The 23,926-nt window shown below is 63.3% G+C and carries 20 protein-coding genes and 1 riboswitch; of the genes, 7 read left to right on the plus strand and 13 right to left on the minus strand.

Annotated elements, in window-relative coordinates; genetic code table 11:
• Positions 1-98 precede the first annotated feature (98 nt).
• From PPN31114_RS21265 to PPN31114_RS21280, 4 genes are all read right to left on the minus strand, one after another.
• Positions 99-1,469, minus strand: a complete 1,371-nt coding sequence (locus tag PPN31114_RS21265) for a DUF3100 domain-containing protein (RefSeq protein ID WP_150681497.1) — start codon at positions 1,467-1,469, stop codon at positions 99-101.
• Between the two features lie 264 nt (positions 1,470-1,733).
• Positions 1,734-3,248: an aldehyde dehydrogenase family protein gene (locus PPN31114_RS21270; RefSeq protein WP_150681498.1), complete on the minus strand. Its 1,515-nt coding sequence runs from the start codon at positions 3,246-3,248 to the stop codon at positions 1,734-1,736.
• Positions 3,249-3,321: 73 nt separating this feature from the next.
• Positions 3,322-4,242, minus strand: coding sequence for an NAD(P)-dependent oxidoreductase (locus tag PPN31114_RS21275; RefSeq protein WP_281351014.1), 921 nt, complete (start codon positions 4,240-4,242; stop codon positions 3,322-3,324).
• Positions 4,243-4,342: 100 nt separating this feature from the next.
• Positions 4,343-5,248, minus strand: a complete 906-nt coding sequence (locus tag PPN31114_RS21280) for a VOC family protein (protein WP_150681500.1) — start codon at positions 5,246-5,248, stop codon at positions 4,343-4,345.
• Positions 5,249-5,420: 172 nt separating this feature from the next.
• Between PPN31114_RS21280 and PPN31114_RS21285 the strand changes: the two genes are divergently transcribed.
• Both PPN31114_RS21285 and PPN31114_RS21290 read left to right on the plus strand, forming a co-directional pair.
• Positions 5,421-6,359: a LysR family transcriptional regulator gene (locus PPN31114_RS21285; RefSeq protein ID WP_150681501.1), complete on the plus strand. Its 939-nt coding sequence runs from the start codon at positions 5,421-5,423 to the stop codon at positions 6,357-6,359.
• Positions 6,360-6,878: 519 nt separating this feature from the next.
• Complete coding sequence (locus PPN31114_RS21290) at positions 6,879-7,940, plus strand: porin (RefSeq protein WP_150681502.1); 1,062 nt, start codon at positions 6,879-6,881, stop codon at positions 7,938-7,940.
• 100 nt (positions 7,941-8,040) lie between these two features.
• Here the strand turns inward: PPN31114_RS21290 and nrdR are convergent, their stop codons facing one another.
• From nrdR to PPN31114_RS21305, 3 genes are all read right to left on the minus strand, one after another.
• On the minus strand, positions 8,041-8,523 hold the full coding sequence (nrdR, locus tag PPN31114_RS21295) for a transcriptional regulator NrdR (protein ID WP_058377782.1): 483 nt from the start codon (positions 8,521-8,523) through the stop codon (positions 8,041-8,043).
• 18 nt (positions 8,524-8,541) lie between these two features.
• Positions 8,542-9,789, minus strand: a complete 1,248-nt coding sequence (gene glyA / locus PPN31114_RS21300) for a serine hydroxymethyltransferase (protein ID WP_150681503.1) — start codon at positions 9,787-9,789, stop codon at positions 8,542-8,544.
• Between the two features lie 97 nt (positions 9,790-9,886).
• Positions 9,887-9,994: riboswitch (ZMP/ZTP riboswitch) on the minus strand.
• A 31-nt stretch (positions 9,995-10,025) separates the two neighbouring features.
• The gene (locus tag PPN31114_RS21305; protein WP_150681747.1) at positions 10,026-11,036 is read right to left on the minus strand and encodes a zinc-dependent alcohol dehydrogenase family protein; all 1,011 of its coding nucleotides are present in this window, start codon (positions 11,034-11,036) and stop codon (positions 10,026-10,028) included.
• A 127-nt stretch (positions 11,037-11,163) separates the two neighbouring features.
• Between PPN31114_RS21305 and PPN31114_RS21310 the strand changes: the two genes are divergently transcribed.
• Positions 11,164-12,171 carry a LysR family transcriptional regulator gene (locus PPN31114_RS21310; protein ID WP_150681504.1) on the plus strand — a complete coding sequence of 336 codons (1,008 nt, stop codon included), beginning with the start codon at positions 11,164-11,166 and terminating at the stop codon, positions 12,169-12,171.
• Here PPN31114_RS21310 and PPN31114_RS21315 read toward each other — a convergent pair.
• Complete coding sequence (locus PPN31114_RS21315) at positions 12,158-13,603, minus strand: hypothetical protein (protein WP_150681505.1); 1,446 nt, start codon at positions 13,601-13,603, stop codon at positions 12,158-12,160. The genes PPN31114_RS21310 and PPN31114_RS21315 overlap by 14 nt on opposite strands.
• A 173-nt stretch (positions 13,604-13,776) precedes the next feature.
• Between PPN31114_RS21315 and PPN31114_RS21320 the strand changes: the two genes are divergently transcribed.
• Positions 13,777-14,328 (plus strand): 2-thiouracil desulfurase family protein, encoded by a 552-nt coding sequence (locus PPN31114_RS21320; RefSeq protein WP_150681506.1) that lies wholly within the window; start codon positions 13,777-13,779, stop codon positions 14,326-14,328.
• Positions 14,329-14,428: 100 nt separating this feature from the next.
• Here the strand turns inward: PPN31114_RS21320 and PPN31114_RS21325 are convergent, their stop codons facing one another.
• Positions 14,429-15,010, minus strand: a complete 582-nt coding sequence (locus tag PPN31114_RS21325) for a DJ-1/PfpI family protein (RefSeq protein WP_150681507.1) — start codon at positions 15,008-15,010, stop codon at positions 14,429-14,431.
• A gap of 126 nt (positions 15,011-15,136) precedes the next feature.
• On the opposite strand from PPN31114_RS21325, the gene PPN31114_RS21330 reads away from it, so the two are divergent.
• Entirely contained in the window at positions 15,137-15,823 is a 687-nt protein-coding gene (locus PPN31114_RS21330) for a TetR/AcrR family transcriptional regulator (RefSeq protein ID WP_246182679.1), read from the plus strand.
• A gap of 144 nt (positions 15,824-15,967) precedes the next feature.
• Here the strand turns inward: PPN31114_RS21330 and boxA are convergent, their stop codons facing one another.
• The 4 genes from boxA to PPN31114_RS21350 form a co-directional block, all read right to left on the minus strand.
• Positions 15,968-17,233: a benzoyl-CoA 2,3-epoxidase subunit BoxA gene (gene boxA, locus PPN31114_RS21335; RefSeq protein WP_150681508.1), complete on the minus strand. Its 1,266-nt coding sequence runs from the start codon at positions 17,231-17,233 to the stop codon at positions 15,968-15,970.
• A gap of 47 nt (positions 17,234-17,280) precedes the next feature.
• The gene (boxB, locus tag PPN31114_RS21340) at positions 17,281-18,708 is read right to left on the minus strand and encodes a benzoyl-CoA 2,3-epoxidase subunit BoxB (RefSeq protein WP_150681509.1); all 1,428 of its coding nucleotides are present in this window, start codon (positions 18,706-18,708) and stop codon (positions 17,281-17,283) included.
• 104 nt (positions 18,709-18,812) lie between these two features.
• Positions 18,813-20,468 carry a 2,3-epoxybenzoyl-CoA dihydrolase gene (boxC, locus tag PPN31114_RS21345; protein ID WP_150681510.1) on the minus strand — a complete coding sequence of 552 codons (1,656 nt, stop codon included), beginning with the start codon at positions 20,466-20,468 and terminating at the stop codon, positions 18,813-18,815.
• 112 nt (positions 20,469-20,580) lie between these two features.
• Positions 20,581-21,495 (minus strand): helix-turn-helix transcriptional regulator, encoded by a 915-nt coding sequence (locus PPN31114_RS21350; RefSeq protein WP_150681511.1) that lies wholly within the window; start codon positions 21,493-21,495, stop codon positions 20,581-20,583.
• Positions 21,496-21,755: 260 nt separating this feature from the next.
• Here PPN31114_RS21350 and PPN31114_RS21355 point away from each other — a divergent pair, with 260 nt between their 5' ends.
• Both PPN31114_RS21355 and PPN31114_RS21360 read left to right on the plus strand, forming a co-directional pair.
• Complete coding sequence (locus PPN31114_RS21355) at positions 21,756-22,226, plus strand: DUF4863 family protein (protein ID WP_150681512.1); 471 nt, start codon at positions 21,756-21,758, stop codon at positions 22,224-22,226.
• Positions 22,227-22,296: 70 nt separating this feature from the next.
• A complete protein-coding gene (locus tag PPN31114_RS21360) occupies positions 22,297-23,874 on the plus strand; it encodes a 3,4-dehydroadipyl-CoA semialdehyde dehydrogenase (RefSeq protein ID WP_150681513.1) in 1,578 nt (525 codons plus the stop codon).
• The last annotated feature ends 52 nt before the right edge of the window (positions 23,875-23,926 follow it).

Raw genomic sequence — 23,926 nt, forward strand, 5'->3', positions numbered from 1 at the left:
CGCAATAAAAAACGCCACGACAAATTGCCGTGGCGTTTTTTTAAGCGCTTGCCTTCAGGGGTGAAGCACCGAAGGCATCGTGCCGCTTACCAAATCAATTACGGATGCGTGAAGAACTGCGCGATCACTGCGGCACCCATGAAGGTACCGGCATTCGCGAGGAACGACACCACCACGATGCGCCAGCCCAGCTTGCGGAACGCGGGCACGTCCTTGGCGACCGACAGACCGGCGAAGGTCAGCATCGGCGTCACCAGCGACAAGAAGTTGATCTTGCCGGTGAACTGCTCGACGATCGGCGCGTACGGGAAGGCAGGCGACGTCAGGAACATCGCGACGAGCGACACCCAGCACACGGCCGGCACCTTGCGGCGCGTCACGTAGTACAGCGCTTCGCCCACGAGCACGGCGCCGATGATGACCAGCATGCCCGGCACGCCGTCGATAAACGACGTATTGAAGGCCATGCTGTTGCCCAGCAGTGCCAGCGCGCCCGAGAACACCCATGCGAACAGGCGTGCACCGAAGTTCATGTCGACGGTGTGGGCCTTGCTGGCTTGCTTGAGTTCTTGTGCGGCTTCGGCATCGGCCACGGCAGCAGCTTCGGCATTGGCACGGCCGCGCTTGGTCATACGGCCCAGCACCGGCTCCATCACGCGGTAGCCCCAAACGGCGAGCGGCAGCGAGATGAACAGCGTGAAGTACGTCCCGATGGTGGTCGTGATCAAGTTCGACGCCGCGGCAAACGTGGCGACTTCCTTGGCGACTTCCGGCGTTTGCTGTGCGGCAATCGCACCGGCAGCGGCAGCCATCATCGAGCCCGAACCCACACCGGCACCCATGGCGAGCGCATGCGGATTGAAGATGTTCAGGCTGGCGATAAAGCCTGCGAACAGCGAGATGAACACGGCACCGAAGATCGTACCGGTCAGGTACTCGGCCAGCACGCCACGGCCTTCCGGCGAATCGAAGCCGTACTTTTCACCGATGATCGCCAGGCTCGGCTCACGGCCGACCGAGAAGGTCGCACCGATGGCTTCGCGCTTGATGCCGAGCATCAGGGCGACCGGCAGGCCAAGAATGATCGTGCCGACGAAGTGGCCGAATTCTTGGAACACGAGCGCCCAGCCAGCCGCGACGAGCTTGGGCAGCGAGCCGCCCACGAGCAGGCCGAGCTTGGCGACGAAGAGCAGCAGGGCCGGTTGCAGAATGGCAGCGGCCTTGTGTTGCATCGGCAGATCGATCTGCGCGAAGCGCGGCAGACGCCCTTGTGCGAGGCCCAACGCCGCGCCGAGCAGCAGTGCCCAGACCATCGGCAGCAACACGATCTTGCCGTGACCGGCGTTGATGCTGATAGCACCAATCAGTTCGGCGATGACGAGAATCACAATCGCCCAAATATACAGGCGCACGCCATCGCTGAAGGCGCCCCCTTGCGGCTTGGCCGCGTTTTGTTCCATAACTGCCATCTGGGTCTCCACTGCACTTGCTATTGAACCGGTTCGGCGCCATCCGGGTAACCGGACGGCGTACGAACCATTCGATGGTTAAGGAAATTCGACGCACCACCCGCCCGACTGCTGCGGACTTCCCCCACGGCGCCTCGCGGCGACATGTTGGCACGCCTCGGTGACAGTAACAGCGCCCCGCGCAGAACCTCCCGAAGGGCGGCATTATACGCGGGTAAAAAACCCCTTCAGACCACAAATCTCGCAGGCTGAAACGGCAACTTTTTAGACGTAGCCGAACGGCGTGGCCGGGTTGGCGGCCGTCTCGACCCACACGCTCTTGGTCTGCGTGTACTCGTACAGGGCTTCCACCCCGCTGGAACGGCCATAACCGCTATGGCCGTAGCCGCCGAACGGCGACGCCACGTTGATCGTCTTGTAGCCGTTGATCCAGAACGTCCCAGCATTGACCTGGGCCGCCACGCGGTGCGCACGCGCCACGTCTTGCGTCCAGACCGCCCCGGCCAAACCGAACTCGCTGTCGTTGGCGATGGCCAGCGCTTCTTCTTCCGTATCGAACGGAATGGCCACCACCACCGGCCCGAAGATCTCAGTGCGCGCCACGCCCATCTGGTTGTTCGCATCGGCCAGCACGGTCGGGCGCACGAAGAAGCCGCCGTCGCTGCGAGCCTGCGAGCCCGCCGCCAGGCGCGCACCACCGGCCACACCGGCGTCGATCATGTTCATCACGTGCTGATACTGGTTGCGATTGCAGATCGGGCCGACTTCGGTGGCGTCGTCAAGCGGCTCGCCCACGCGAATCTTTTCAGCACCGCGCGCCAGCATTTCAACCATCTGGTCGTACACGCCGCGCTGCACCAGCAAACGCGAACCTGCCACGCAGCTTTGGCCGGCGCTCGAGAAGATGGCCGCTTGCGCGCCAAGGCACGCACGCTTGAGGTCGGCGTCGTCGAACACGATATTGGCCGACTTGCCGCCCAGTTCCAGCACGCTCGGCAGCAGACGTTGCGCCGCCGCCGTGGCGATCTTGCTACCGGTGGCGGGCGAGCCCACGAACACCACCTTCTTGATCACCGGGTGCGAGATCGCGGCTTGCCCCGTCGTGTGACCGAAGCCGGCGAGCACGTTGATCAGACCGCGCGGCAAACCGGCTTGCTCGGCGAGCGCCGCCACGGCCAGCGAACTGGCGGGCGTGAGTTCCGACGGCTTGAGCAGCACGCCGTTGCCCATGGCGATGGCCGGGGCGAGTTGCCATCCGCAGGTGAACACCGGCGCGTTCCACGGCGTGATTTGCAGCACCACGCCCATCGCTTCGCGGCGCGTGTAGTTCAGGTGCGTGCTCGGCACCGGAATCACGTCGCCGAAGAACTTGTCGGTCCAACCGGCGTAGTACTCGAACATCTCGGCGACCTTGCCGACTTCGCCACGGCAATCGCGAATCGGCTTGCCTGCGCCGATCGATTCGAGTTGGGCCAGCGCTTCGGCATTCTCGCGAACCTTCGCGCCGATGGCCTGCATCACACGGCCACGGGCAGCGTGCGTCAGTGCCCACCACGTCTTTTGGGCCGCTTGCGCAGCCTCGGCGGCTTGCGCGACGACGTCGGCACCGGCATCACGGTACGCCAGCACCGTCTGGCCCGTGGCCGGGTTCACGATGTCGATGTCGCTCTCGCCCGTGCCTGCGACCAGTTCACCGTTGACATACGAGCCGATGGTCGTGGCGTTGGGGAAGAACTTTGCGAATGCGCCGAGCAAGGCGGCGGCTTGTTGATCTGCCATGAAACTAACTCCGTGCGATGCGTGCCGACGCGCCCACGACGGGCGCATCAGCTTGTGAATGGATGGGGGGAAATTACGCGCGACCGGCTTCGATGAACTGCACGATGCGGTTGAAGTCCTCGTCGTCGCCGACGCTCTGCGCGCTGGCCGCCCACAGGCGGCCGACTTCGGCCGACAGCGGACCCGTCGAGAGCGTGCCGGTTTGCTCGGCGAGCGCCATCGCCAGACGCACATCCTTGCGCATGAGCTTCATCGTGAAGCCCGAGTCGAAGGCGTCGTTCAGGATCCACGTCGGGTAGTTGGTCTGCGTAATGCCGCTGCGGCCCGAGCCTGCGTTCAGGCCTTCGAGCACCTGTGCCGGCTCGACACCCGCCGCCGTGGCCAGACGCATGGCCTCGCCCGCGACGATCAGATGCGCGGCGCACATCAGGTTGTTGATCAGCTTGGTCACGTGACCCGCGCCCACGTCGCCGATATGCACGCGCTTGGCCGACATCGTCGCCAGCACCGGCTCGATGCGTGCGATGTCGTCCACCGACCCACCCAGCACCATCGTGAGCGTGCCGTTCAGCGCGCCCTTGGGGCCGCCCGAGACCGGCGCGTCGACCAGCGAGATGCCCTTTTCGCGCAGCGTCGCGGCCAAGGCACGCGTGCTTTGCGGGTCGGCGGTGGACGTGTCGATCACGATCAGCCCTTCGCGGCCATTCGCTGCAATGCCATCGGCACCGTTCACCACCGCTTCGACGACTTGCGAAGTCGGCAGCGAGAGTACGAGCGCGTCGGCTTCGCGGGTCAGTTCCGCGACCGAATTGCGCAAGCCGATGCCCGCCTCCGCCAGCGCCGCCCCGGCGGCCGGCGACGGATCGAAACCGAGCACCGTGAAGCCGCCGCGCTGCAACGACAGCGCCATGCCGCGCCCCATATTGCCCAGACCGACCACTCCGATGATTTTCATGTTGACTCCAGTTTGACTGCCAGAATGGCGTCGCCCCACGGGCGATGCCGCGTTTTTCCACCCGTCGGCCCGTGCCGAAGGGTTGTCGATCTTTTCGATCGTTAATCTATTGGAATACTAATGAATGACTGGGGAAGTCTCAGTGACAGTGATTCACGAACTCCAGCACCACGTTGCCTGCAAACTCCGGCTCCACGACGAGGCCATGCTCGTTGTAGCCGTACGGTACGCCGTTCTCGCGCCATAACGCCTCGATGTGGGCGAGATCCGGCGCGAGCAGCGTAATCGCCACCGCATGCGTGCGCGTGGCCTGTGCCATCGGCAGTCCAACGGCGGCGAATCGCGCTTCGGCGCGTTGCGGCGAGAGCGCGCGGAATTGCCCGCATCCCGTGTCGGCCGTCGCGCCGCCTTCATACAGGTCGACATGACGCGCGCCGTACATCCGATGCCAGCGCGTCGCCAGTTGGCGCAATGTTTGCGCGTCGGGAGCCACATAAGTGACGCCCACGATGCCGGTCACCCCGTTGGGGTGTTGCTGCCACTCCGGCACCCAGATCAGCTCAGGCCGATGCTGGTGACAGATGAAATTCGACGCATCGCCAAGGTCATCGTCGAGAAACAGTCCGAGCGACACCACGGCTTCGTCGGGGGTGCCATCGGGCTTGGTCATCTGCCGCCGAAAGTCGATGAACCCCTGCGATTCGAGCCCGGCATTGGCCAGCCGGCTGTGATCGGCGCGGGCGTCCTTGCTGTGCAACGCCACCAGCGACACGCCTTCTTCACGCGCCAGAAAGCTGCCGAGATACCGGCCGAAACAGAAATCCCCTTGCGCGAGCGTGCCGAACTTGCGGGCATCGTCCACACCGATCAGCTCGATGAAGTTATTGCCGAACATCATCAGCGAGGTCACCGTTCCCCACGGGTGATACGACACCGGCGACGGGGTGAACCCCATGCGCTGGTAATGCGACAGACGCCGCGGGTGGTCATGCACCGTGACCAGCGGGTGATCGATACCAAATCGCGTGTTTCCCGGAGGAATCATCTGGCGTCTCCGTACTTATCTGGCGCGGAATCGGGCCACCGTCGTCGGGCCTCGCCTGGGTTCGTTGCCCGTCGATGGGGCCGATCCGCATGCTTCGCAGTGTGGAGTGAAAAAAAACGACGCTCAATGACAACGCTTGAAGATTTTTGTTCTAATTATTAGTCTTTAGGCCATGACACCCGCCATTAACGAAAATCGCCTGCCCTATCTGTTCGAAGCCGTGCAGTGCGGCACCATTCGCGCCGCCGCCGACCGGCTCGACATCGCCCCCTCCGCCGTCAGCCGCCAGATCGCCTTGCTGGAAGCGGAACTCGCCTTGCCGCTCATCGAGCGTCACAAGCGCGGGGTGCACCTGACGCAGGCCGGGCGCCTGCTCATGGAGTACTACCGCGAGCAGCGCGCGCACCAGGAAGACTTGCTCGCGAAGCTGCAAGAAGTGAGAGGGCTGCGGCGCGGTCATATCCGGCTGGCCGTGGGCGAAGGATTCGTGAGCGATCTGATGGGGGCGCCCCTGCGTTACTTCTGCAAGCGCTATCCAGACATCACGCTCACGCTCGACCTCGCGGGTACCAACGAGGTCATGCGGGCGGTGGCGGAAGACGACGCCGACATCGGGCTCGTGTACAACCCGCCCGCCGAACCCAAGATCGTCTCGCGCGCCCAGATGCGCCAGCCGGTGCACGCCATCGTGGCCCCCGACTCGCCGTTGCGCGCACGACTCGCCGCCAGTCCTGCCGGTACCGCGCTTAAGCTCGACGATCTTTATGACACCCCGCTTGCGCTCATGCACGGCGCATACGGCACACGACAGTTGATGGAACTGGCCGAGCAGGCCGAGAAGCATCGCCTAGTGGCGACCGTGACGACCAACTCGATCTCGGTGCTCAAACATTTCGTGCGGGGCGGGCTGGGCGCGACGTTCCTGCCCGCGTTCGCGATATCGCAGGAGATCGAAGCGGGGGTGCTTTGCGCCCTGCCCGTCGACCACCCCATTCTGGCGAGCGCAGAAGCGCATCTCATCACGCGCGCGGGGCGGCGGTTGTCCGGCGCGGCCAACCGGTTGCTCACCCATCTGGCCAGCAAGATGGAGGCGTTCGGCGCGCCGGACTGATCGCGCCCGACTGGCCGCGCCGATTGATCCGCGCGTTTGGAATTCCCTGATTAGGTTGGGTTTGGCATGCCTGCCCGGTTGCAGGCACGCAACATTTGGGCTACTAAGCCTTTACCCGATGTTGCGGGCTTGCGAATTCGGATATAAATGAGCCATTCGAGCGAAGGTGCGCTTTGCGTGACATCAGTGTCACGCCATCGATAAAAGCGCTTCGCCACCGACTCCAGCCGCACGGCACGCGTACTCACCGCGCCCGCTGCGGCCTCAACGCCAGTGGACTGCCATGACTACGAACTCTGACGACCAGAGCGTGACGGCTTCCCTCGCAAGCGTGCCCGCACCCTCTCGCGGCCCGCGTTGCCCCGGCGTTGGCGTCTGCCAATTGCTTACCATTCGTGACGATTTTTCAGGCTTTACCGGAAGCGCTGTGCTTCGCCCCCGCACGGGCGGCGCACGACGACGACGGTCATAACCACGCAAAGGGAAGGTGCGGGGCAAACGCAACCTGGGGAGCAGACCATGAAAAAGAAGCTCATTGCAGCTAGCCTGCTTTGCAGCATCGGCACATTCGCGCACGCGCAATCGAGTGTGCAACTCTATGGCCGCGTGGATGGCGGCTTTCAATTCATGAACAATTTGCAGGACGGCAATGGCGGCACCGCCTCGCGCTGGAGCGCGCAGGGCGGCGACTACGGCACCAGCCTGTTCGGCCTGCGGGGTTATGAAGATCTCGGGCAGGGATTGCACGCAGTCTTCAACTTGGAAGGCGGCTTCCAGTTGATGAACGGCTACAACAATAACGGCTCGGGTTCGATCTTCGACCGGCGTGCGTTGGTGGGCTTCGTCTCGCAGAGCTGGGGACAATTCACCCTCGGGCGCAATCTGTTTATCAGCAACGGCGTGTGGGACTTCGATCCGTTCCAGCAACAGGCCTTCTCGTCGGCGTCGCTGGTGCGCGGGCGTAACTGGCCGCAGGCGAGTAACACGGTCAACTATCAAAGCCCGAACTGGTATGGCTTCGATATTGCGGGCCAGTACGCGTTCTCCAACGTCGTCGGCCAATTCAACAGCGGCCGGGGCATGGGCGCGCAATTGACCTATACACACGATCGCTTCCAGTTGCGTGCGTTGTATGACGAAATTCGCGATTCCAACGGGCAGTTCACCGACGTGTTTGCCTCGTCACGCGAGTATTTCGCCGGTGCCAACTTCTTCCTAAATCGATTCACCGTGTCGTTGGGCTACACGCACATGTCGGCACCGGATGCGCCGACGCCCAACTTCGCCACGCGTGCCGATCACTACTGGGCGGGCGTGAAGTATCAGGCGACACAAGCGTGGGCCGCGAATGCCGCCGTGTATCACGTGAACGTGCCGAGCTTCGGTCACGCCACGATGTTCGAGCTGGGCACGACGTACAACCTCTCGAAACGCACGTTCCTGTACGGCACCGTTGCCTACGTGGCGAACAGCGCCAACCAGAGCTTCTCGGTCGCGGCCATTCCGAGCGATTCGCTCGACAACCCGCCGCCGGGCAAGGGCCAGACCGGTGCCTATATCGGGGTCTCGCACTCGTTCTGAACGCGTTCTGCGCTTGGGCATAAAAAAACCCGTCGTCCCTGGTTGGGCACGACGGGTTTTTTGTCTTCTACCGCATCACATCACACGCTGATCCACATGATCACGCCACTGGCTTGCGCTTCGGCTTGACGTCCGTACTGTCGATTTCTTCAAGAACGTCGCGGAACTCTGCGATGTCTTCGAAGCTGCGATACACCGACGCAAAACGGATGTACGCGATCTTGTCCAAACGCTTCAACTCGCGCATCACCAGTTCGCCGATACGTTGGCTCACCACTTCGCGCTCCGCGCCAGCCAGCAGCTTGTACTCGATGCGCGCAATCGCGGCATCCATCGCTTCGGCGCTTACGGGGCGCTTGCGAATCGCCAACTGCATACTGGCGCGCACTTTCGCGCGGTCGTACTCCGCGCGGCTGCCGTCTTTCTTGACGACCGCCGGCATCGTCAACTCGACGCGCTCGTAAGTGGTGAATCGCTTGTCGCACGACGGACAGCGCCGACGCCGCCGAATGGCAGCGCCGTCTTCCGCTTCACGCGAGTCGATAACTTGCGTGTCGTCGTGCCGGCAGAACGGGCAGCGCATGCGTGCGAGACCGGCCGCTTAGCCGTAGACCGGGAAACGCTTGGTAAACTCGGCCACTTGTGCACGCACCTTGGCCAGGTTTTCCTCGTTTTCCGGGTTGTCGAGCACGTCGGCGATCAGGTTGCCGACCAGCTTGGCTTCTTCTTCCTTGAAGCCACGCGTGGTCATCGCCGGCGAACCCAGACGCACACCGCTCGTCACAAACGGCTTTTCCGGATCGTTCGGGATCGCGTTCTTGTTCACGGTGATGTGTGCAGCGCCCAAAGCGGCTTCTGCTGCCTTACCCGTGATGTTCTTCGCGCGCAGGTCGACCAGCATCACGTGCGATTCGGTCTTGCCCGACACGATGCGCAGACCGCGCGCCACCAGCGTCTCGGCCAGCACGCGTGCGTTCTTCACGACTTGCTCTTGGTAAGCCTTGAATTCCGGCGTGGCAGCTTCCTTGAACGCCACGGCCTTACCGGCGATGACGTGCATGAGCGGACCGCCTTGAATGCCCGGGAAGATGGCCGAATTGATCGGCTTCTCGAACTCGGCCTTCATCAGGATCACGCCGCCGCGCGGGCCGCGCAGGCTCTTGTGCGTGGTGGTGGTCACGAAGTCGGCGTGCGGCACCGGGTTCGGATACACACCTGCGGCGATCAGACCGGCGTAGTGCGCCATGTCGACCATGAAGTACGCACCGACCGACTTGGCGATCTTCGCCATGCGTTCGAAATCGATCTTCAGCGCGAAGGCCGAGGCACCGGCCACGATCAGCTTCGGCTTGTGCTCTTGTGCCAGCTTCTCGGCAGCGTCGTAATCGATGTCTTCGTTTTCGTTCAGGCCGTAGCTCACCACGTTGAACCACTTGCCCGACATGTTCACGGGCGAACCGTGCGTCAGGTGGCCGCCGTGCGCGAGGCTCATGCCCATGATCGTGTCGCCGGGGCGCAGCATGGCGAAATACACGCCCTGGTTGGCTTGCGAGCCCGAGTTCGGCTGCACGTTCGCGGCTTCTGCACCGAACAGCGCCTTCACACGGTCGATCGCCAGTTGCTCGACGACGTCGACATATTCGCAACCGCCGTAATAACGCTTGCCGGGGTAGCCTTCAGCGTACTTGTTGGTCAGTTGCGAGCCCTGCGCTTCCATCACGGCCGGGCTGGTGTAGTTTTCCGAGGCGATCAGCTCAATGTGGTCTTCCTGACGCTGATCTTCCTTCTGAATCGCGGCCCAAACTTCGGGATCGACGGCGGCAACAGTGGATTTCGATTTATCGAACATGGCGTTTGCGTTGAATTGAACAGGTTTTCCGGGGGGGATGGCGCAGCGCATCTTCCTTTGTGCTTCGGAAGACGATAGACAGGGCAGCACCAACCATCACGGCTGCCCAGGCGAACGGCAAATAAGACCCCGGCGCTTCCCGGTGGGTTGCTCCACCTCGGGCACACAAGGCTGTGCGCCCTAATCGCCAGTCACGCGGGGTTTGTGGCGTCGATAGTGTATGCGAGCTTTCGGCGTTAGGCAACCGGCGTTGCCACGCGCACCACAACCTTGCCGAACGCCCCCCGGCGCAGGTGCGTCAGGGCTTCGCCGAGGTCCGCGAAGTCGTAAACGGCGTCGACCACGGGGGCGATTCGGTGCCTATCCACGGCCGCCACGAGCGAGGCCAGCGCCCGGCGGTGCCCCACCCCGATGCCCTGAATCTGGGCACGCTTGCCCAGCACACCGTAGACCGGCACCCGCAGCGTTTCGCCGTCGAGCATGCCGATCACCGACACCTTCCCGTTCGGCGCCAGCGCCTTCATGGTGCCGGTCATGTCGCCCCCGGCCAGTTCCAGCACTTGGTCGACGCCGCGTCCCTCGGTCAGCGCCAGCACGTCGTCGGCCCAGCCGTCGGTGCGCAATACGCCATGGGTCACGCCAAGCGCCGCCGCACGTGCCAACTTGGCCGGGCTGCCGCTCGTCACGATGGCCTTCGCCCCGTGCGCCAGCGCCAGTTGCGCACCAAACAGCGCAACGCCGCCCGTCCCTGTCGACAGCACCGTCTGGCCCGGCTGCAACTTGTGTCCGGCCTCGAACAGCGCGAACCATGCGGTCAGCCCGGCGCAGGTGAGTGTCGACGCCGCCACGTCGTCAAGCGTGCCCGGCGTCGGCACCAGCGCGTCCTCGGGGAATACCGCGTACTCGCGCAGCACGCCCTGCAAGGTCCCGCCGAAGATTTGCAGCCCGGCGGGCGCGGCCTCGTCGTCGATCCAGCGGTCCCAAAACGTATTGATGACCCGTTCACCAACCGCCACCCGCGTCACGCCCGGCCCCACGGCGGCCACTTCTCCCGCCATGTCCGAACCGGGCACGAATGGGAAGGTCACCGGCAAACCCATGCCGGTATCGATCATCAAGGCATCACGGAAGTTGAGCGACACCGCGCTCACCTTCACCAGCACTTCGCCCGGCCCCGGCCGAGGCACGTCGACCGTTGCCAGTTCGAGGGCCGTTTCTCCGAGGGATGCCATCTGCCATTGCTTCATCGTCGTCATCGCTAATTCCTTATCTTGGGGAGCCCCGGTCTCTGAGAGACGGCCGGGTAGACAAGCATCAGCTTATTGGAGAATACTTCGCGGCAGTGATGGCGATTTCTCTACAAATTGGCGACAAATGGGAATCAATGACAGTTACTCGCCGGACCGACTCTCGGGCATTTCGGCCTTCGTGGCAGCCGTCGATGCGGGCAGCTTCGCGGGGGCGGCCGAACGCCTGCACCTCACACGTTCGGCAGTCGCCAAACGCATTGCTCGGCTGGAGTCGCGCCTTGCCGTGCGCCTGTTTCATCGCACGACGCGCAGCCAGCATCTGACCGACGAGGGTCAAACCTTCTATCAGCGCTGCACCAAGGTGCTGACCGAATTGTCGGAAGCGGAAGCCGAGTTGAGCGCCGGCACCCAATCGCCGATGGGAAAACTCAGAGTGACGATGCCGGTGCAGATCGGACGGCAGTGCATCGCGCCGGTCTTGCTGGCACTGGCGAAAACGCATCCGCAGTTGCGGCTCGAAATGGCATTCAGCGACCGGCGCATCGATCTGATCGAGGAAGGCTACGATCTGGCCGTGCGCAGCGGGCGGCTCGACGACACGCCCGGCCTCAAGGCACGTTCGCTCGGCGAACAGACGATGATCCTATGTGCGTCGCCTGCCTATCTGGCCGAGCACGGCACGCCGAACCTGCCTGCCGAATTGGCCGATCACGAGCGTCTGATGTACGGACGCGGCAGCAACGTCTATGAATGGCCAACGTTTGTGCCGGATGCGACAACACAGACCGTGTCTGCCGATACCCGCACGCCCGCTAACTCCGGGACACACGGTTTCCCCGGTGGTCGCACGCCGCGCTTCGTGCTCGACGATCTCGTGGCACTCGTCACCGCGGCGGAGCAAGGATTGGGAATCGTCTGCCTGCCCAGTTGGATCGCCGCGTTACCGCTGCGCACCGGCACGCTGGTCAGATTGATGCCGCACACCCGGTCGGCTGGCACGCCCCTGCATCTTGTCTGGCCCGACACCCGGCATCCGTCCCCAAAACTGAGGGCCGCCATCGACGCGCTGGTGCAAGCCGCCCCTGAGTTGCTCGGCCACCCCGGCACCGATATGTCACTCACAGACGCATAAAGGGCGACTGCTGGGCGTCGATGGCCGCCGCGCGCGTCGGATGCGCGCGCGCCCACGCCTTCGCGGCCCACTCGCCGCCCAACAATCGCACGACACTGTCGCGCCGCGAGAGCAAGCGGCGCACTAGATCACGTGCGTCGGCCCGCCCGGGCAAGGCGCTGCCTCCCATCTCGGCACAAGCGAGCTCGTTCGCAGCGCTCGCCCATGGCAAGAGCATGTCTTGATGAATGTTGGCGAGGCGATACGCCATCTCGGCAGCCACGGCACGCACGCCGGTCGGGTTGCGCAATTCGTCGTCGACGACACCTTCGTTGGCACCCGGCGTGAAGTCCACCAATCGACGCACAAACGGTGCGTACTGTTCGCCATAGGGGAATTGCGTGAGATCGGAGAGAGCGCCGGGCGCCAGTTCCGTGTCGAAGCACGCCGCGTCGCGCCGGAATACCGACGTCAGCGGCGGCAGCGCCGTCAACGCAGCACGCTGCGCCACGGCCAGATCGTAGCCCGTGTCTTTGCAGGTGCCCTGAAACCCCATCTCAAGACACGCCCCGAAGTCCACGGTCATCATGCGCGGCAGGTTTTCCTTGTCGCGCCACACGCCCACGTTTTCCATGAACACGTTGCACAGATCCCAGTTGCCCAGCCAGAGCGCGGCGATGTAGTGCCGCTCCAACTCGCATTGGTAGACGTCGGGCAACATGCTGCACAGCAGGCCGAGCATGTCGTTGCGCTTCTTGAGTTCTTCCGCATGAATGTTCGCGCCACGCGGTGACAGCGCCCAGAACGCCACCCCCTCCTGTTTGCACAAGCGCTCAAGCACCTTGCCCGACACTCGGGCACCGATGCGCGCGCGATCGCAAATCCGGGTACGGTCTTCGTCCTGTGACTGCCCCACGATGGCACGTCGCGCTTCGTCGCTCACCAGCCATAGGCCGAGATCTTCGTACGTCGGCAAATAGGCGCTCGCGAGATACATGCGGCCGGACTCGGGGGGACCGTCGAAGACCTCGTCGCAACCGCGCACAAGAAATGTCGTCGGCGTAGGCAATCCGAGGGCACCGAAAAGCCGTGACGCGAGCCACGTCTGCGTCGTGTGCCAAGCATCCGGGCAGCGCTTGATCACGTACTGCGGGGAATTCGCCTCGTGCGTCAGTGTCACGCGTACCACTGTGCCCGTCGCCCCCATGGGCAATGTGTCGCGCACCCGTTGCGCCGCCGAGAAGTCATACGGCCCTATCCCCGGTAATTCGGCCACACTGCCATCGTGCCCGAGCACCGCCCCCTGCATCCCCTGCGGGCCGACTTCCGGCAGCACGGCACGAATGTCGTCTCCGGCGACACCCGCGTTTGGTCGCGTCGTATCGTCTTGCACCGGCGCAACCCGATGGCTATTCGTGGCACTGTGGGCGCGGGTAAGGTCAAGGGGCAACATGGCGAACCTCCGTCGTCGAGTCATGAGGCCGACACCGACCGCCTGCGCAGCGCGCCAACGGTGAGGGCCAGGATCGGCGGATTCTGCTGCGCCGCACGGCGACAGGCTTTCGAAAATGCGCCGAAATCGGACAAAACTGACGCTTGCTCAAACCGCGTGATACGCTGCGGCGCATGTCTTCGAAGCCCTCCTCTCCTCTTGCTGCCCGCCACCCTCGTGTTCTCGTGAGCAGTTGCTTGCTCGGCCAGCCGGTTCGCTATCACGGCCGCGCGGCCGCCTGCGAAACCGATGCCGCTGCCATCCTCGATCGTTGGCGCGATGCCGGGTTGATCGCTGCGGTGTGTCCTGAGGTCGCGGGCGGGCTGCCCACGCCGCGCCCGCCCGCCGAAATCACCGGCGCGAACAGCGGCCAACGCGTGTGGCAACAGATGGCACGCGTCGTTGACGACACCGGGGCCGATGTCACGGCTGCGTTCGTCGACGGCGCGCAACGCGCACTGGCGCTCGCACAGCGTTACGGCATCCGCATTGCGGTGTTGAAGGAAGGGAGTCCGTCGTGTGGCAGCACGTTCGTGTACGACGGGAGCTTCACCGGCGCGAAGATTGCCGGTGACGGCGTCGCGGCTGCGCTGTTACGCGAGCACGGTATCGAGGTGTTCAGCGAGCACACGCTGGCGGAAGCCGACGCGCGTTTGCGCGCACTGGATCCGTCAGGCCTCGAATAGAAATGAAAACGGGGACCATCGCCGGTCCCCGTTGCTAGCGTCTGCACCGGCAGTGAATCCGGTGCATGGCAGCGCTGCTCATCGGCAACGCCTAACGCCCTCAAAGCTCGATCTTCGTCCCCAGCACTGCGAGGAACTGCGCCAGCCACGCGGGATGCGCGGGCCATGCGGGCGCGGTCACGAGTTTGCCGTCGGTATGCGCGGCGTCGATTTCGATCTCCATATACTTGCCGCCCGCGAGCCGCACTTCGGGCGCGCAGGCCGGATACGCCGAGCACTCGCGCCCTTCGATCACGCCAGCGGCGGCCAGCAGTTGCGCGCCGTGACAGATTGCGGCGATCGGTTTGTCGTTTTCAGCGAAATGACGCACAGCGGCCAGCACCTGCTCGTTGAGCCGCAAATACTCGGGTGCACGTCCACCGGGAATCACCAGCGCGTCGTAATCGGCGGGAGACAGGCCATCGAAAGTGGCGTTGAGCGTGAAGTCATGGCCGCGCTTCTCGCTGTAGGTCTGATCGCCCTCGAAATCGTGAATGGCCGTGCGCACCTTGTCGCCCGCCTTCTTGCCCGGACACACCACTTCGACGCGATGTCCCACGGCCATCAGTGCCTGCACGGGCACCATCAGTTCGTAGTCTTCGACGTAGTCGCCAGCCAGTACCAGAATCCGCTTCTTGCCCATGAGACTCTCCGTTCAGAGAAAAAATGGAAGGAAACAGCACGCCCATGTTACCTAATTCCGATGACGCCCTTGGGACAGCGTGCCGAGACTTCCCTTACACTGGCGCCGATTCCCCATTCTCGTGACATGACCTCGATGACTGTGAGACAGCACAACGCGACGCCGCCGGAGAAAGACCCGGCGCGCCCCCGTACCAAACCGGCCGAGGTTCGTCTCGACGAATTGATGGGCGCGGCGGAAAAGCTGTTTCTGGCGCAGGGCGTGGAAGCCACCACGATCAATGAAATCGTGGAACAGGCACAGGTCGCGAAGGGCACGTTCTATCACTACTTCGCTTCCAAGAACGAGATGCTCGAAGCGCTGGCCACGCGCTATACCGAGCAGTTCATGGCGACCTTGCAGGAGGCGGTCGACGCGTGTGCCGAGGACGACTGGGTGCAACGCCTTCGCGTGTGGATTCAGACGAACGTCGAGACCTACGTCAAGACTTACCGCACGCACGACATCGTCTACGCCAATCACCACCACCACGACCGGACCAATCAAGCGAAGAACGCGATTCTCGACCAGTTGACGCAGATCATCGAGCGCGGCAAGGCCGCAGGCGTGTGGGCCCCGGAACAACCCAGAATCGTCGCGCTGTTGATTTATTCAGGCGTTCACGGCGCGACGGACGACATCATTGCCGCACAGGCGAGCGCCCCGGACAACGCAAACGACGCCGGTGGCGCGCAAGCCCGCGCTGCGTTCGCACGCAGCCTCTCGGAGGCTTGTTTGCAAATGCTCTCGCCCATCGCGACACCGCGAAAATAGCGGATAAAGCGGACATAGCGGATAAGCACCGCACAAAAAAAACCGCATGCCGAAGCACGCGGTGTCAAGCCGGCGCAATGCGCCGTCGGTCAATCGTGAGCGTGTGTCTGCGCCGCGGGTCACCTGCGGCTCACACTTGACGATTCAATACGTTTCGAGGTGCAAGCGCCCTTCCGTCTTCATGCGCTGCCACAGGGCTTGCCAATCGATGCCAACCTCTGCGGCAATGGCTTGCAGCGCCTGCAACACGCCGTCTTCCATGCCCTTCAGGCCGCACACGTAGATATAGGTGTGATCGTGGCGCAGCAGCGCCGCCACGTCGGCCGCGCGCTCGCGCATGACATCTTGCACGTAGCGCTTGGCTTGTCCCGGCGTGCGCGAGAAGGCCAGATTGGTGTCGATGAAATCCTTCGGCAAATTCAGCAGCGGGCCGAAGTACGGCAACTCGCCCTGCGAGCGTGCGCCGAAGAACAGCATGAGCTTGCCGGTCGCGCCTTTCAGGCGGTTGCGGCGACGGTACTCGGTCATCGCGCGCATCGGCGCTGCGCCCGTGCCCGTGCAGATCATCAGCAGATGCGAGTCGGCGTGATTGGGCATCAGGAACGTGCTGCCGAACGGGCCCATCACGTTCACCACATCGCCCTTCTTCAGATCGCACAGGTAATTCGAGCAGACACCGCCCACCGCTTGCTCGTGATGATCTTTCGTCACCCGCTTCACGGTCAGCGCCAAATTGTTATAACCGGCGCGCTCGCCATCGCGCGGTGAGGCGATCGAATACTGCCGCGCGTGATGCGCACGGCCATCGGCGGTGGTGCCCGGCGGGATGATGCCGATCGACTGGCCCTCAAGCACCGGGAACGGCTGTTTGCCGAAGTCGAGCACGATGTGATGAATATCGCTTTCGGTACTCGTATCGGTCAGGCGGTAGTTGCCCACGACGGTGGCCTGCACCGGCGCCTTGTGGTTGTACAGATTGACGTAGGGCTTGGCGGCGGACCACGGCGGCACGACCGAGCCGCGCACGAGGTCCGAGCCACCGATCACCGGCTCGGCTGAATCGCCCGCCACCGGCGCACCATCACTTGCGCCGTCCTGCGCTGCCTCGCCAATCGTGCCCTGACCGGCGAGCGCATTGTCCTGCGCGGGCAATTCATCCCACGTGAGCTGATCGTCAACGGAGTACGACGCGGCCTTGAGTACGTCGCGCCAGTTGTCGATGGCCCCTGTCGGGCATGGCGAGATACACGCCATGCAACCGTTGCAGGTGTCTGCGCGCACGACGTAGTTGTTCTCGTCGTGCGTGATCGCGTCGATCGGACACGTCTCTTCGCAGGTATTGCAGCGAATGCAGATCTCCGGATCGATCAGATGCTGCTTCAGAACTTCGACCGGAACGGGGCCGTTCATGATGCTGTCTCCTTGTGGGGTTGCGCTACAGGCTCGATTGGCCCGCTTTAGTTAAAGCGCACGTACTCGAAGTCGATCGGCTGGCGATTGATGCCCAGCGGGGGCGGCGCAATCCAGTTCGCGAACTTGCCCGGCTCGGTCACACGGCCCATGAGCGATGCGACATACGCGCGATCTTCCGCACTCGCGAGCCATTCACGCTCGTGTGCGGCCCATTCGGTCTCGCTCACCACGCGGCCATCCGGCGACACACGCACACCGGCAAACGTACCGATTTGGCGGTTGAACGCCTTATGCGGCACCGTCAGACGGAAGTCGATACCGGCTTTTTCCAGCACCTTGTTCCAGCGATTGACACCCGCCACCGAATCCTTGATGTAGTCGTCGCGCAGCACTTCGTTCATCGCGTTGAGCATCGGCACTTCGCGCTCCACGAGCTTGCCGTTGTCCACGTCGAGCAGGCGATACATCTGGCCGTTGAGTTGATGATCGTCGTCGCGCTTGCCTTCTTCGTAGCGCCCCTTCAAGCCCGAGCTATAGAAGATTGCCGCGTTCGACGACTGGTCGGCACCGAACAAGTCGATCGTCACCGAGTAATGGAAGTTGATGTAACGCTGAATCGTCGGCAGATCGATCACCCCGGCAGCGCGCAGCTTCGAGACGTCGTCGGTGCCCAGCTCGTTCATCACCTGCGCCGTACGCGAAATCACGCGCGACACGCCCGATTCGCCCACGAACATGTGGTGCGCTTCTTCCGTCAGCATGAACTTCGTGGTGCGTGCAAGCGGATCGAAACCCGATTCGGCCAACGCCGAGAGCTGGAACTTGCCGTCGCGATCGGTGAAGTACGTGAACATATAGAACGCCAGCCAATCCGGCGTCTTCTCGTTGAAGGCCCCCAGAATGCGCGGGTTGTCTTCATCGCCCGAACGGCGGCCGAGCAGCGCTTCGGCTTCTTCGCGGCCATCGCGGCCGAAGTAGCGATGCAGCAGATAAACCATTGCCCACAGGTGACGCCCTTCTTCCACGTTCACCTGAAACAGGTTGCGCAGGTCATACATCGACGGCGCGGTCAGCCCGAGATGGCGCTGCTGCTCCACCGATGCCGGTTCCGTGTCGCCTTGCGTCACGATAATGCGGCGCAGGTTCGCGCGATGCTCACCCGGCACTTCCTGCCACGCGGCCTCGCCCTTGTGCTCGCCGAAGTGAATCTTGCGATCGGCATCGCCCGGCGTGAGGAAAATGCCCCAACGATAGTCCGGCATCTTCACGTGATCGAAGTGCGCCCAGCCGCTCGGGTCCACGCTCACCGCAGTGCGCAGATACACGTCGAAACCGTGCGAGCCTTCCGGGCCCATGTCGCCCCACCAGGAGAGGAAGTTCGGCTGCCACTGTTCGAGCGCACGTTGCAACGTGCGGTCGTCGGACAGGTTGACGTTGTTGGGGATCTTCTCGCTGTAGTTGATCGAAGCCATCGTGGGAATCCTCGTGTCTCGTGCGTATCTGTGGAAACGTCGCGTTGTGTACCTGGTTGACGTCAGCGGGCTGACGTCAGCGGGTTGAAGTCAGCTAGCTGTCGTCAGACGCGGTTCAAATCAAATTGCGCCTTGTTGCCCTTGCCGTAGACCTTCAGCGCACCCTTCTCGCCCACGGCGTTCGGGCGGATGAAGATCCAGTTCTGCCAGGCCGACAGACGTCCGAAGATGCGCGTGTTCATCGTCTCTTTGCCGTTGAAGCGCAGGTTCGCTTCCAGACCGGTGAGCGCATCGGGCGACATCGCCGCGCGCTCTTCGATGGCGATGCGAATTTCGTCGGGCCAATCCAGATCGTCGACCGCAGCCGTCACCAACCCGAGACGCTCGGCCTCGTCCGGACGCACCCGGCGGCCGATGGTCTCGCGCACTGCGTCGAGTTCGGCCTTGTCTTCGTAGAAGCGGCGTGCCAAACGCGATTGGTCGGTCACCATCGGCAGCAAACCGAAGTTCACTTCCGAGAGCGTGATGGCCGGTTCGTCTTCTTCGCTGGCCGGCAGGGCTGCCATATACGTGCGGTCGGCAGCGAAGGCGAATTCGGCGAGCGTGCCGGTGAAGCAAGAATCCGGCTCGATGAGCGCGAACAGCGAGCGCGACGACACATCGATACGGGCGAACGTGCGACGCAGCAGACCAATGGTTTCGCGCACGAGCCAGTGGTTTTGATTCGCGATGAGCGAGGCGTCAGCGGCCAGCACGTGTTGTGCGTCGCCTTCGGTACGCAGCAGCCAAGTGCCGATGTCGAGTTCGTTCGTACGCAGATTGAGGATGGCGTCGTCGAGTTCACGCGCCATTTGCAGCGGCCACCAGCGCACGCCAGCGGCTTCGATGCCCGCGATGTCTTGCGGCGGTGCCGACTTCGGTGCCTTCACGGTCAGGCTTGCCGTGCGATTGACGCGGTCGATTTCCACGTCGACGAATTCGTAACGGATCGCATCCGGCTCGTCGGTACGCTCGATGCGGGTGAGCGTCACGCCCTTGCCGCCCGGACGATCGCTTTGCTGGGCCAGTTCGAGCGCACGGGCCGAGATGGTTTGGGCGAACTGCGCCGGTTTGACCACTTCGTCGACCAGACGCCATTGCTTCGCGCGCTCGCCGCGAATGCCTTCCACGATGGTGCAGAAGATGTCGGCGCGGTCGTTGCGCACATGGCGCTTGTCGGTCAGACGCGTGAGGCCGCCGGTGCCCGGCAGCACGCCAAGCAGCGGCACTTCGGGCAGCGACACCGACGACGAGCGGTCATCGACCAGGAAAATCTCGTCGCAGGCCAGTGCTAATTCGTATCCGCCGCCAGCGCACGCGCCGTTCACAGCGGCAAGAAATTTCAGGCCGGAATGGCGGCTGGAGTCTTCCAGACCGTTACGCGTTTCGTTGGTGAATTTGCAGAAGTTGACCTTCCATGCGTGCGAGGACAACCCGAGCATGAAGATGTTGGCGCCCGAGCAGAACACACGGTCCTTGGCGCTCGTGACCACCACGGTCTTAACTTCAGGGTGCTCGAAGCGGATGCGCTGAACGGCATCGTGCAGTTCGATGTCCACGCCGAGATCGTACGAATTGAGCTTGAGCTTGTAGCCCTCGCGAATGCCGCCGTCCTCAGCGATATCAATCGTGAGCGTGGCGACCGGGCCTTCGAAACTCAGTTTCCAGTGCTTGTACTGCGTGGGGTCCGTACGGTAGTCGACGTGGGGTTTGCCGAACATGATTGCCTCCAACTCGAATAATGATCTTGTTGAATTGCAATATAGTGCAGCACAAACCCATCGTCAACGGTTAACTTGAAGAAAAATGAATTATTTTGCAGTAACGCGACGATCAGTCGGTCGATAACTGCACTGCGAGGCGTCCCCGAAGTTGCAGATAAGCGTCCGCGAGCGCCCGCCCGCCGGTGTCGAAGCTCATATCCGCCTTGGCGTAGAAGTCTTGGCGACCTGCCAAAATTCGCTTGAGGTCGTCCATCGCTTCGGCATTCCCCGACATCGGCCGCAGATCGCCTTGCGCCACCACGCGCTTCATATGCTCTTCCGGCGAAGCTTGCAGCCAGACCGTATAGCAGTGAGTCAGGAGGAAATTAAACGTTGCCGCGTCGCTCACGATCCCGCCCGGCGAAGCGATCACGGCGCGCGGATGCTCGGCCACGACGGCCTCGAGCGCCCGCAACTCGTAGCGCCGGTAAGCCGTGGCACCGTAGAGCGAATAGATTTCCGACGGCGGACAGCCCGCCAATTGCTCGATCACGCGATTGAGTTCGACGAACGGCACGTGCATGTCGTCGGCCAACATGCGGCCCAGCGTGGACTTGCCCGCGCCACGCAAGCCGATCAGGGCAATCCGCCCGCGCCGGTCCGGATCGCGCTCGCTGCCTGCAAACAGTTCGCTGAGCGCCTGACGGGCACGCGTAAGCGCCTCGCCATCACGGCCGTGCAAGATTTCGCGAATCAGCAGCCACTCGGCGGACGACGTGGTTTCGTCCCCGACGATTTCCGCCAATGTGCAATTTAGTGCCTGTGCAAGCTGGCGCAGGAATAGCACGGACGCATTGCCCACGCCCGACTCCAGATTGGCCACATGACGCTCGGACACCTCCGCGTCGAGCGCCAGCGCCTTACGGGTCAAGCCACGGCGGGCGCGCAGCGTGCGTACACGCTCGCCCAGCGCAACCAGGAACGGGTCTTTCTCTACGGCGGCACGCGCCGTCAACACCCCATCGGCAGGCGCACTCTTATTCATCGGGCGAGATCCTCGGAACAGGTAACATGTAATATATTGCTTGACAGCGAAAATTGCATGCTCTAATTTTCACCATGCGTCGATAAAAAAGCAAACGCGGACGGTAGTCCGACCTGATCGGCGTCAAACCCGGTGTACGGAAGATCGTCAGAACAAGACAGTGCGAGCCGCCGCTCGCGTTTCACCTGCGCGCGTCCGAAGGCGCTGCGCAGTGACATGAAGCGGCCAGTTTGCCATTGCGTCATCCCCAGGAGACATGGATGGATGTGCCCCAATTTCAGGCGCTGATCGCCGACCTCACGCGCCAACTCGACGGACGCGCGCTCGACGCCAGCCTCGCCGACTGGCTCAACACGCACTATGGTGCCGACACGCCCGGCTTCGCCGCGCTCACCGACGCGTGCAACATCGGTGTTGCCGACGGCTGGCTGTGCAACCGCGAAGGCGGTGGCATTCGTTATGGCCGAGTGATCAAGCCGACACCCGAGACGCACGGCTTTTCCGTCGATGTCGTCGACATGGCCGATCTGGCCGGCCCGCACCATGTGCATCCGAACGGCGAAATCGATCTGATCATGCCGTTCACGCCCGGCGCGACCTTCGACGGGCATCCGGCCGGGTGGTGTGTCTACGGCCCCGGCACGGCGCATCGCCCGACAGTGGCGCATGGCCGCGCACTCGTCCTTTATCTCCTGCCCCAGGGGGCGATCGAATTCACCCGCAGCGCCTGACACCCGATCACACGAGGGTTACGTCTTCGTGCGATCTGAATCCCGTGCGCTTGCCTACCGAGCCTTTGTCATGAGTACGCCTGCTTTGCTGGAAAACTACGTCGCTGGTCAATGGGTGGCCGGTCGTGGCGAGGGCACCACCCTCACCGACCCTGTCACCGGCGAGACGCTCGCGCGGGTATCGAGCGACGGTCTCGATCTGGACGCCGCGTTTGCTTTCGCGCGCGACACGGCCGGACCGGCGTTGCGCGCATTGTCGTTTGCCGAGCGTGCACAGCGGCTTTCGCAAATCGTCGCCACGTTGCAAGCGAATCGCGACGACTACTACGCCATTGCAACCGCCAATTCCGGCACCGTCGCCACCGACTCTGCCGTCGACATCGATGGTGCGATTTACACGCTGTCGACCTACGCCAAGTTGGGCGCATCGCTGGGCGAAGCCCACACGCTGCTCGATGGCGCTGCGACGCCGCTCGCGAAAGACGGCTCGTTTGCCGTGCGCCATGTCTTGCGTCCGACACCAGGCGTGGCGCTCTTCATCAACGCCTTCAACTTCCCGTCGTGGGGACTGTGGGAGAAAGCCGCCGCCGCCCTGCTCGCAGGCGTGCCGGTAATCGTGAAACCTGCCACGTCTACCGCTTGGCTCACGCAGCGCATGGTGGCCGATGTCGTCGCCGCCGACGTGCTGCCGAGGGGCAGTCTCTCGATCATTTGCGGCAGCGCCGCCGGATTGCTCGATCGTATCGGGCCGTTCGACGTGGTGTCCTTCACCGGATCGGCGGCCACTGCGGCCACGCTGCGCGCGCATCCGGCCTTCACGGAGCGCTCCGCGCGTATCAACGTGGAAGCCGACAGCCTGAACAGCGCCCTCCTGTTGCCCGACGCCGCGCCCGGCACTGCCGCGTTCGATCAATTCGTGCGCGAAGTTGCCCGTGAGATGACCGTCAAGTCGGGCCAAAAGTGCACCGCCATTCGCCGCGCGTTGGTGCCGCTGGAACACTTCGATGCCGCCGCGAGTGCGATTGCCGAGCGTTTGGCGAAAACGACCGTCGGCAATCCGCGCAATGAGAACGTCCGAATGGGGTCGCTCGTGAGTGCGGCGCAAAAACGTACCGTGCTCGAGGGCATTGCCGAGCTGCAAGCCGAAGCGCAGACGCTGTACGACGGCAATCGCGAAGCCACGTTTATCGATGCCGATGCGCAGAGTGCCTGTTTCGCCCCCGTGCTGCTCGGCCTGCGCGATGGCGCGTCGGGGCAGCGCGTGCACGACACCGAAGTGTTCGGGCCTGTCGCCACGCTGGTGGGTTACCGAGATGTCGGCGAGGCCGTCGCCCTCGCCAAACGCGGTCAAGGATCGCTCGTCGTGTCGCTATTCAGCAATGACGCCCTCGCGATGCGTGCGCCTGCGCTTGCGTTGGCCGACGCGCATGGCCGAGTGCATGCGGTCGATCCATCGGTTGCCAAAACGCAGACCGGCCACGGCAACGTGATGCCCCAATCGTTGCATGGCGGCCCGGGGCGTGCCGGTGGCGGTGAGGAATTGGGCGGCCTGCGCGCGCTGCGTTTCTATCACGTGCGCTCGGCGGCACAAGGCCCCGCCGCACTGGTCGAAGCGCTCACGGCCGATGCCGTCGAATTGCCCAAGTAATCGTTATTCGTTGTCGCCGCTTTTCATCGTAGTGAATCGTTAGCCGTTAGTA

Origin of the sequence: Pandoraea pneumonica, assembly GCF_902459645.1 — a bacterium.
Lineage (GTDB): Bacteria > Pseudomonadota > Gammaproteobacteria > Burkholderiales > Burkholderiaceae > Pandoraea > Pandoraea pneumonica.

What these genes read in the sequence shown, in the direction of transcription:
- PPN31114_RS21330 (WP_246182679.1), top strand. Translation starts at nt 15,137, where the DNA reads ATGACCTCGATGACTGTGAGACAGCACAACGCGACGCCGCCGGAGAAA.
- boxB (WP_150681509.1), bottom strand. Translation starts at nt 18,708, where the DNA reads ATGGCTTCGATCAACTACAGCGAGAAGATCCCCAACAACGTCAACCTG.
- boxC (WP_150681510.1), bottom strand. Translation starts at nt 20,468, where the DNA reads ATGTTCGGCAAACCCCACGTCGACTACCGTACGGACCCCACGCAGTAC.
- PPN31114_RS21290 (WP_150681502.1), top strand. Translation starts at nt 6,879, where the DNA reads ATGAAAAAGAAGCTCATTGCAGCTAGCCTGCTTTGCAGCATCGGCACA.
- PPN31114_RS21355 (WP_150681512.1), top strand. Translation starts at nt 21,756, where the DNA reads ATGGATGTGCCCCAATTTCAGGCGCTGATCGCCGACCTCACGCGCCAA.
- PPN31114_RS21350 (WP_150681511.1), bottom strand. Translation starts at nt 21,495, where the DNA reads ATGAATAAGAGTGCGCCTGCCGATGGGGTGTTGACGGCGCGTGCCGCC.
- PPN31114_RS21305 (WP_150681747.1), bottom strand. Translation starts at nt 11,036, where the DNA reads ATGAAGCAATGGCAGATGGCATCCCTCGGAGAAACGGCCCTCGAACTG.
- PPN31114_RS21320 (WP_150681506.1), top strand. Translation starts at nt 13,777, where the DNA reads ATGTCTTCGAAGCCCTCCTCTCCTCTTGCTGCCCGCCACCCTCGTGTT.
- glyA (WP_150681503.1), bottom strand. Translation starts at nt 9,789, where the DNA reads ATGTTCGATAAATCGAAATCCACTGTTGCCGCCGTCGATCCCGAAGTT.
- PPN31114_RS21270 (WP_150681498.1), bottom strand. Translation starts at nt 3,248, where the DNA reads ATGGCAGATCAACAAGCCGCCGCCTTGCTCGGCGCATTCGCAAAGTTC.
- boxA (WP_150681508.1), bottom strand. Translation starts at nt 17,233, where the DNA reads ATGAACGGCCCCGTTCCGGTCGAAGTTCTGAAGCAGCATCTGATCGAT.
- PPN31114_RS21315 (WP_150681505.1), bottom strand. Translation starts at nt 13,603, where the DNA reads ATGTTGCCCCTTGACCTTACCCGCGCCCACAGTGCCACGAATAGCCAT.
- PPN31114_RS21280 (WP_150681500.1), bottom strand. Translation starts at nt 5,248, where the DNA reads ATGATTCCTCCGGGAAACACGCGATTTGGTATCGATCACCCGCTGGTC.
- nrdR (WP_058377782.1), bottom strand. Translation starts at nt 8,523, where the DNA reads ATGCGCTGCCCGTTCTGCCGGCACGACGACACGCAAGTTATCGACTCG.
- PPN31114_RS21265 (WP_150681497.1), bottom strand. Translation starts at nt 1,469, where the DNA reads ATGGCAGTTATGGAACAAAACGCGGCCAAGCCGCAAGGGGGCGCCTTC.
- PPN31114_RS21310 (WP_150681504.1), top strand. Translation starts at nt 11,164, where the DNA reads ATGGGAATCAATGACAGTTACTCGCCGGACCGACTCTCGGGCATTTCG.
- PPN31114_RS21360 (WP_150681513.1), top strand. Translation starts at nt 22,297, where the DNA reads ATGAGTACGCCTGCTTTGCTGGAAAACTACGTCGCTGGTCAATGGGTG.
- PPN31114_RS21285 (WP_150681501.1), top strand. Translation starts at nt 5,421, where the DNA reads ATGACACCCGCCATTAACGAAAATCGCCTGCCCTATCTGTTCGAAGCC.
- PPN31114_RS21325 (WP_150681507.1), bottom strand. Translation starts at nt 15,010, where the DNA reads ATGGGCAAGAAGCGGATTCTGGTACTGGCTGGCGACTACGTCGAAGAC.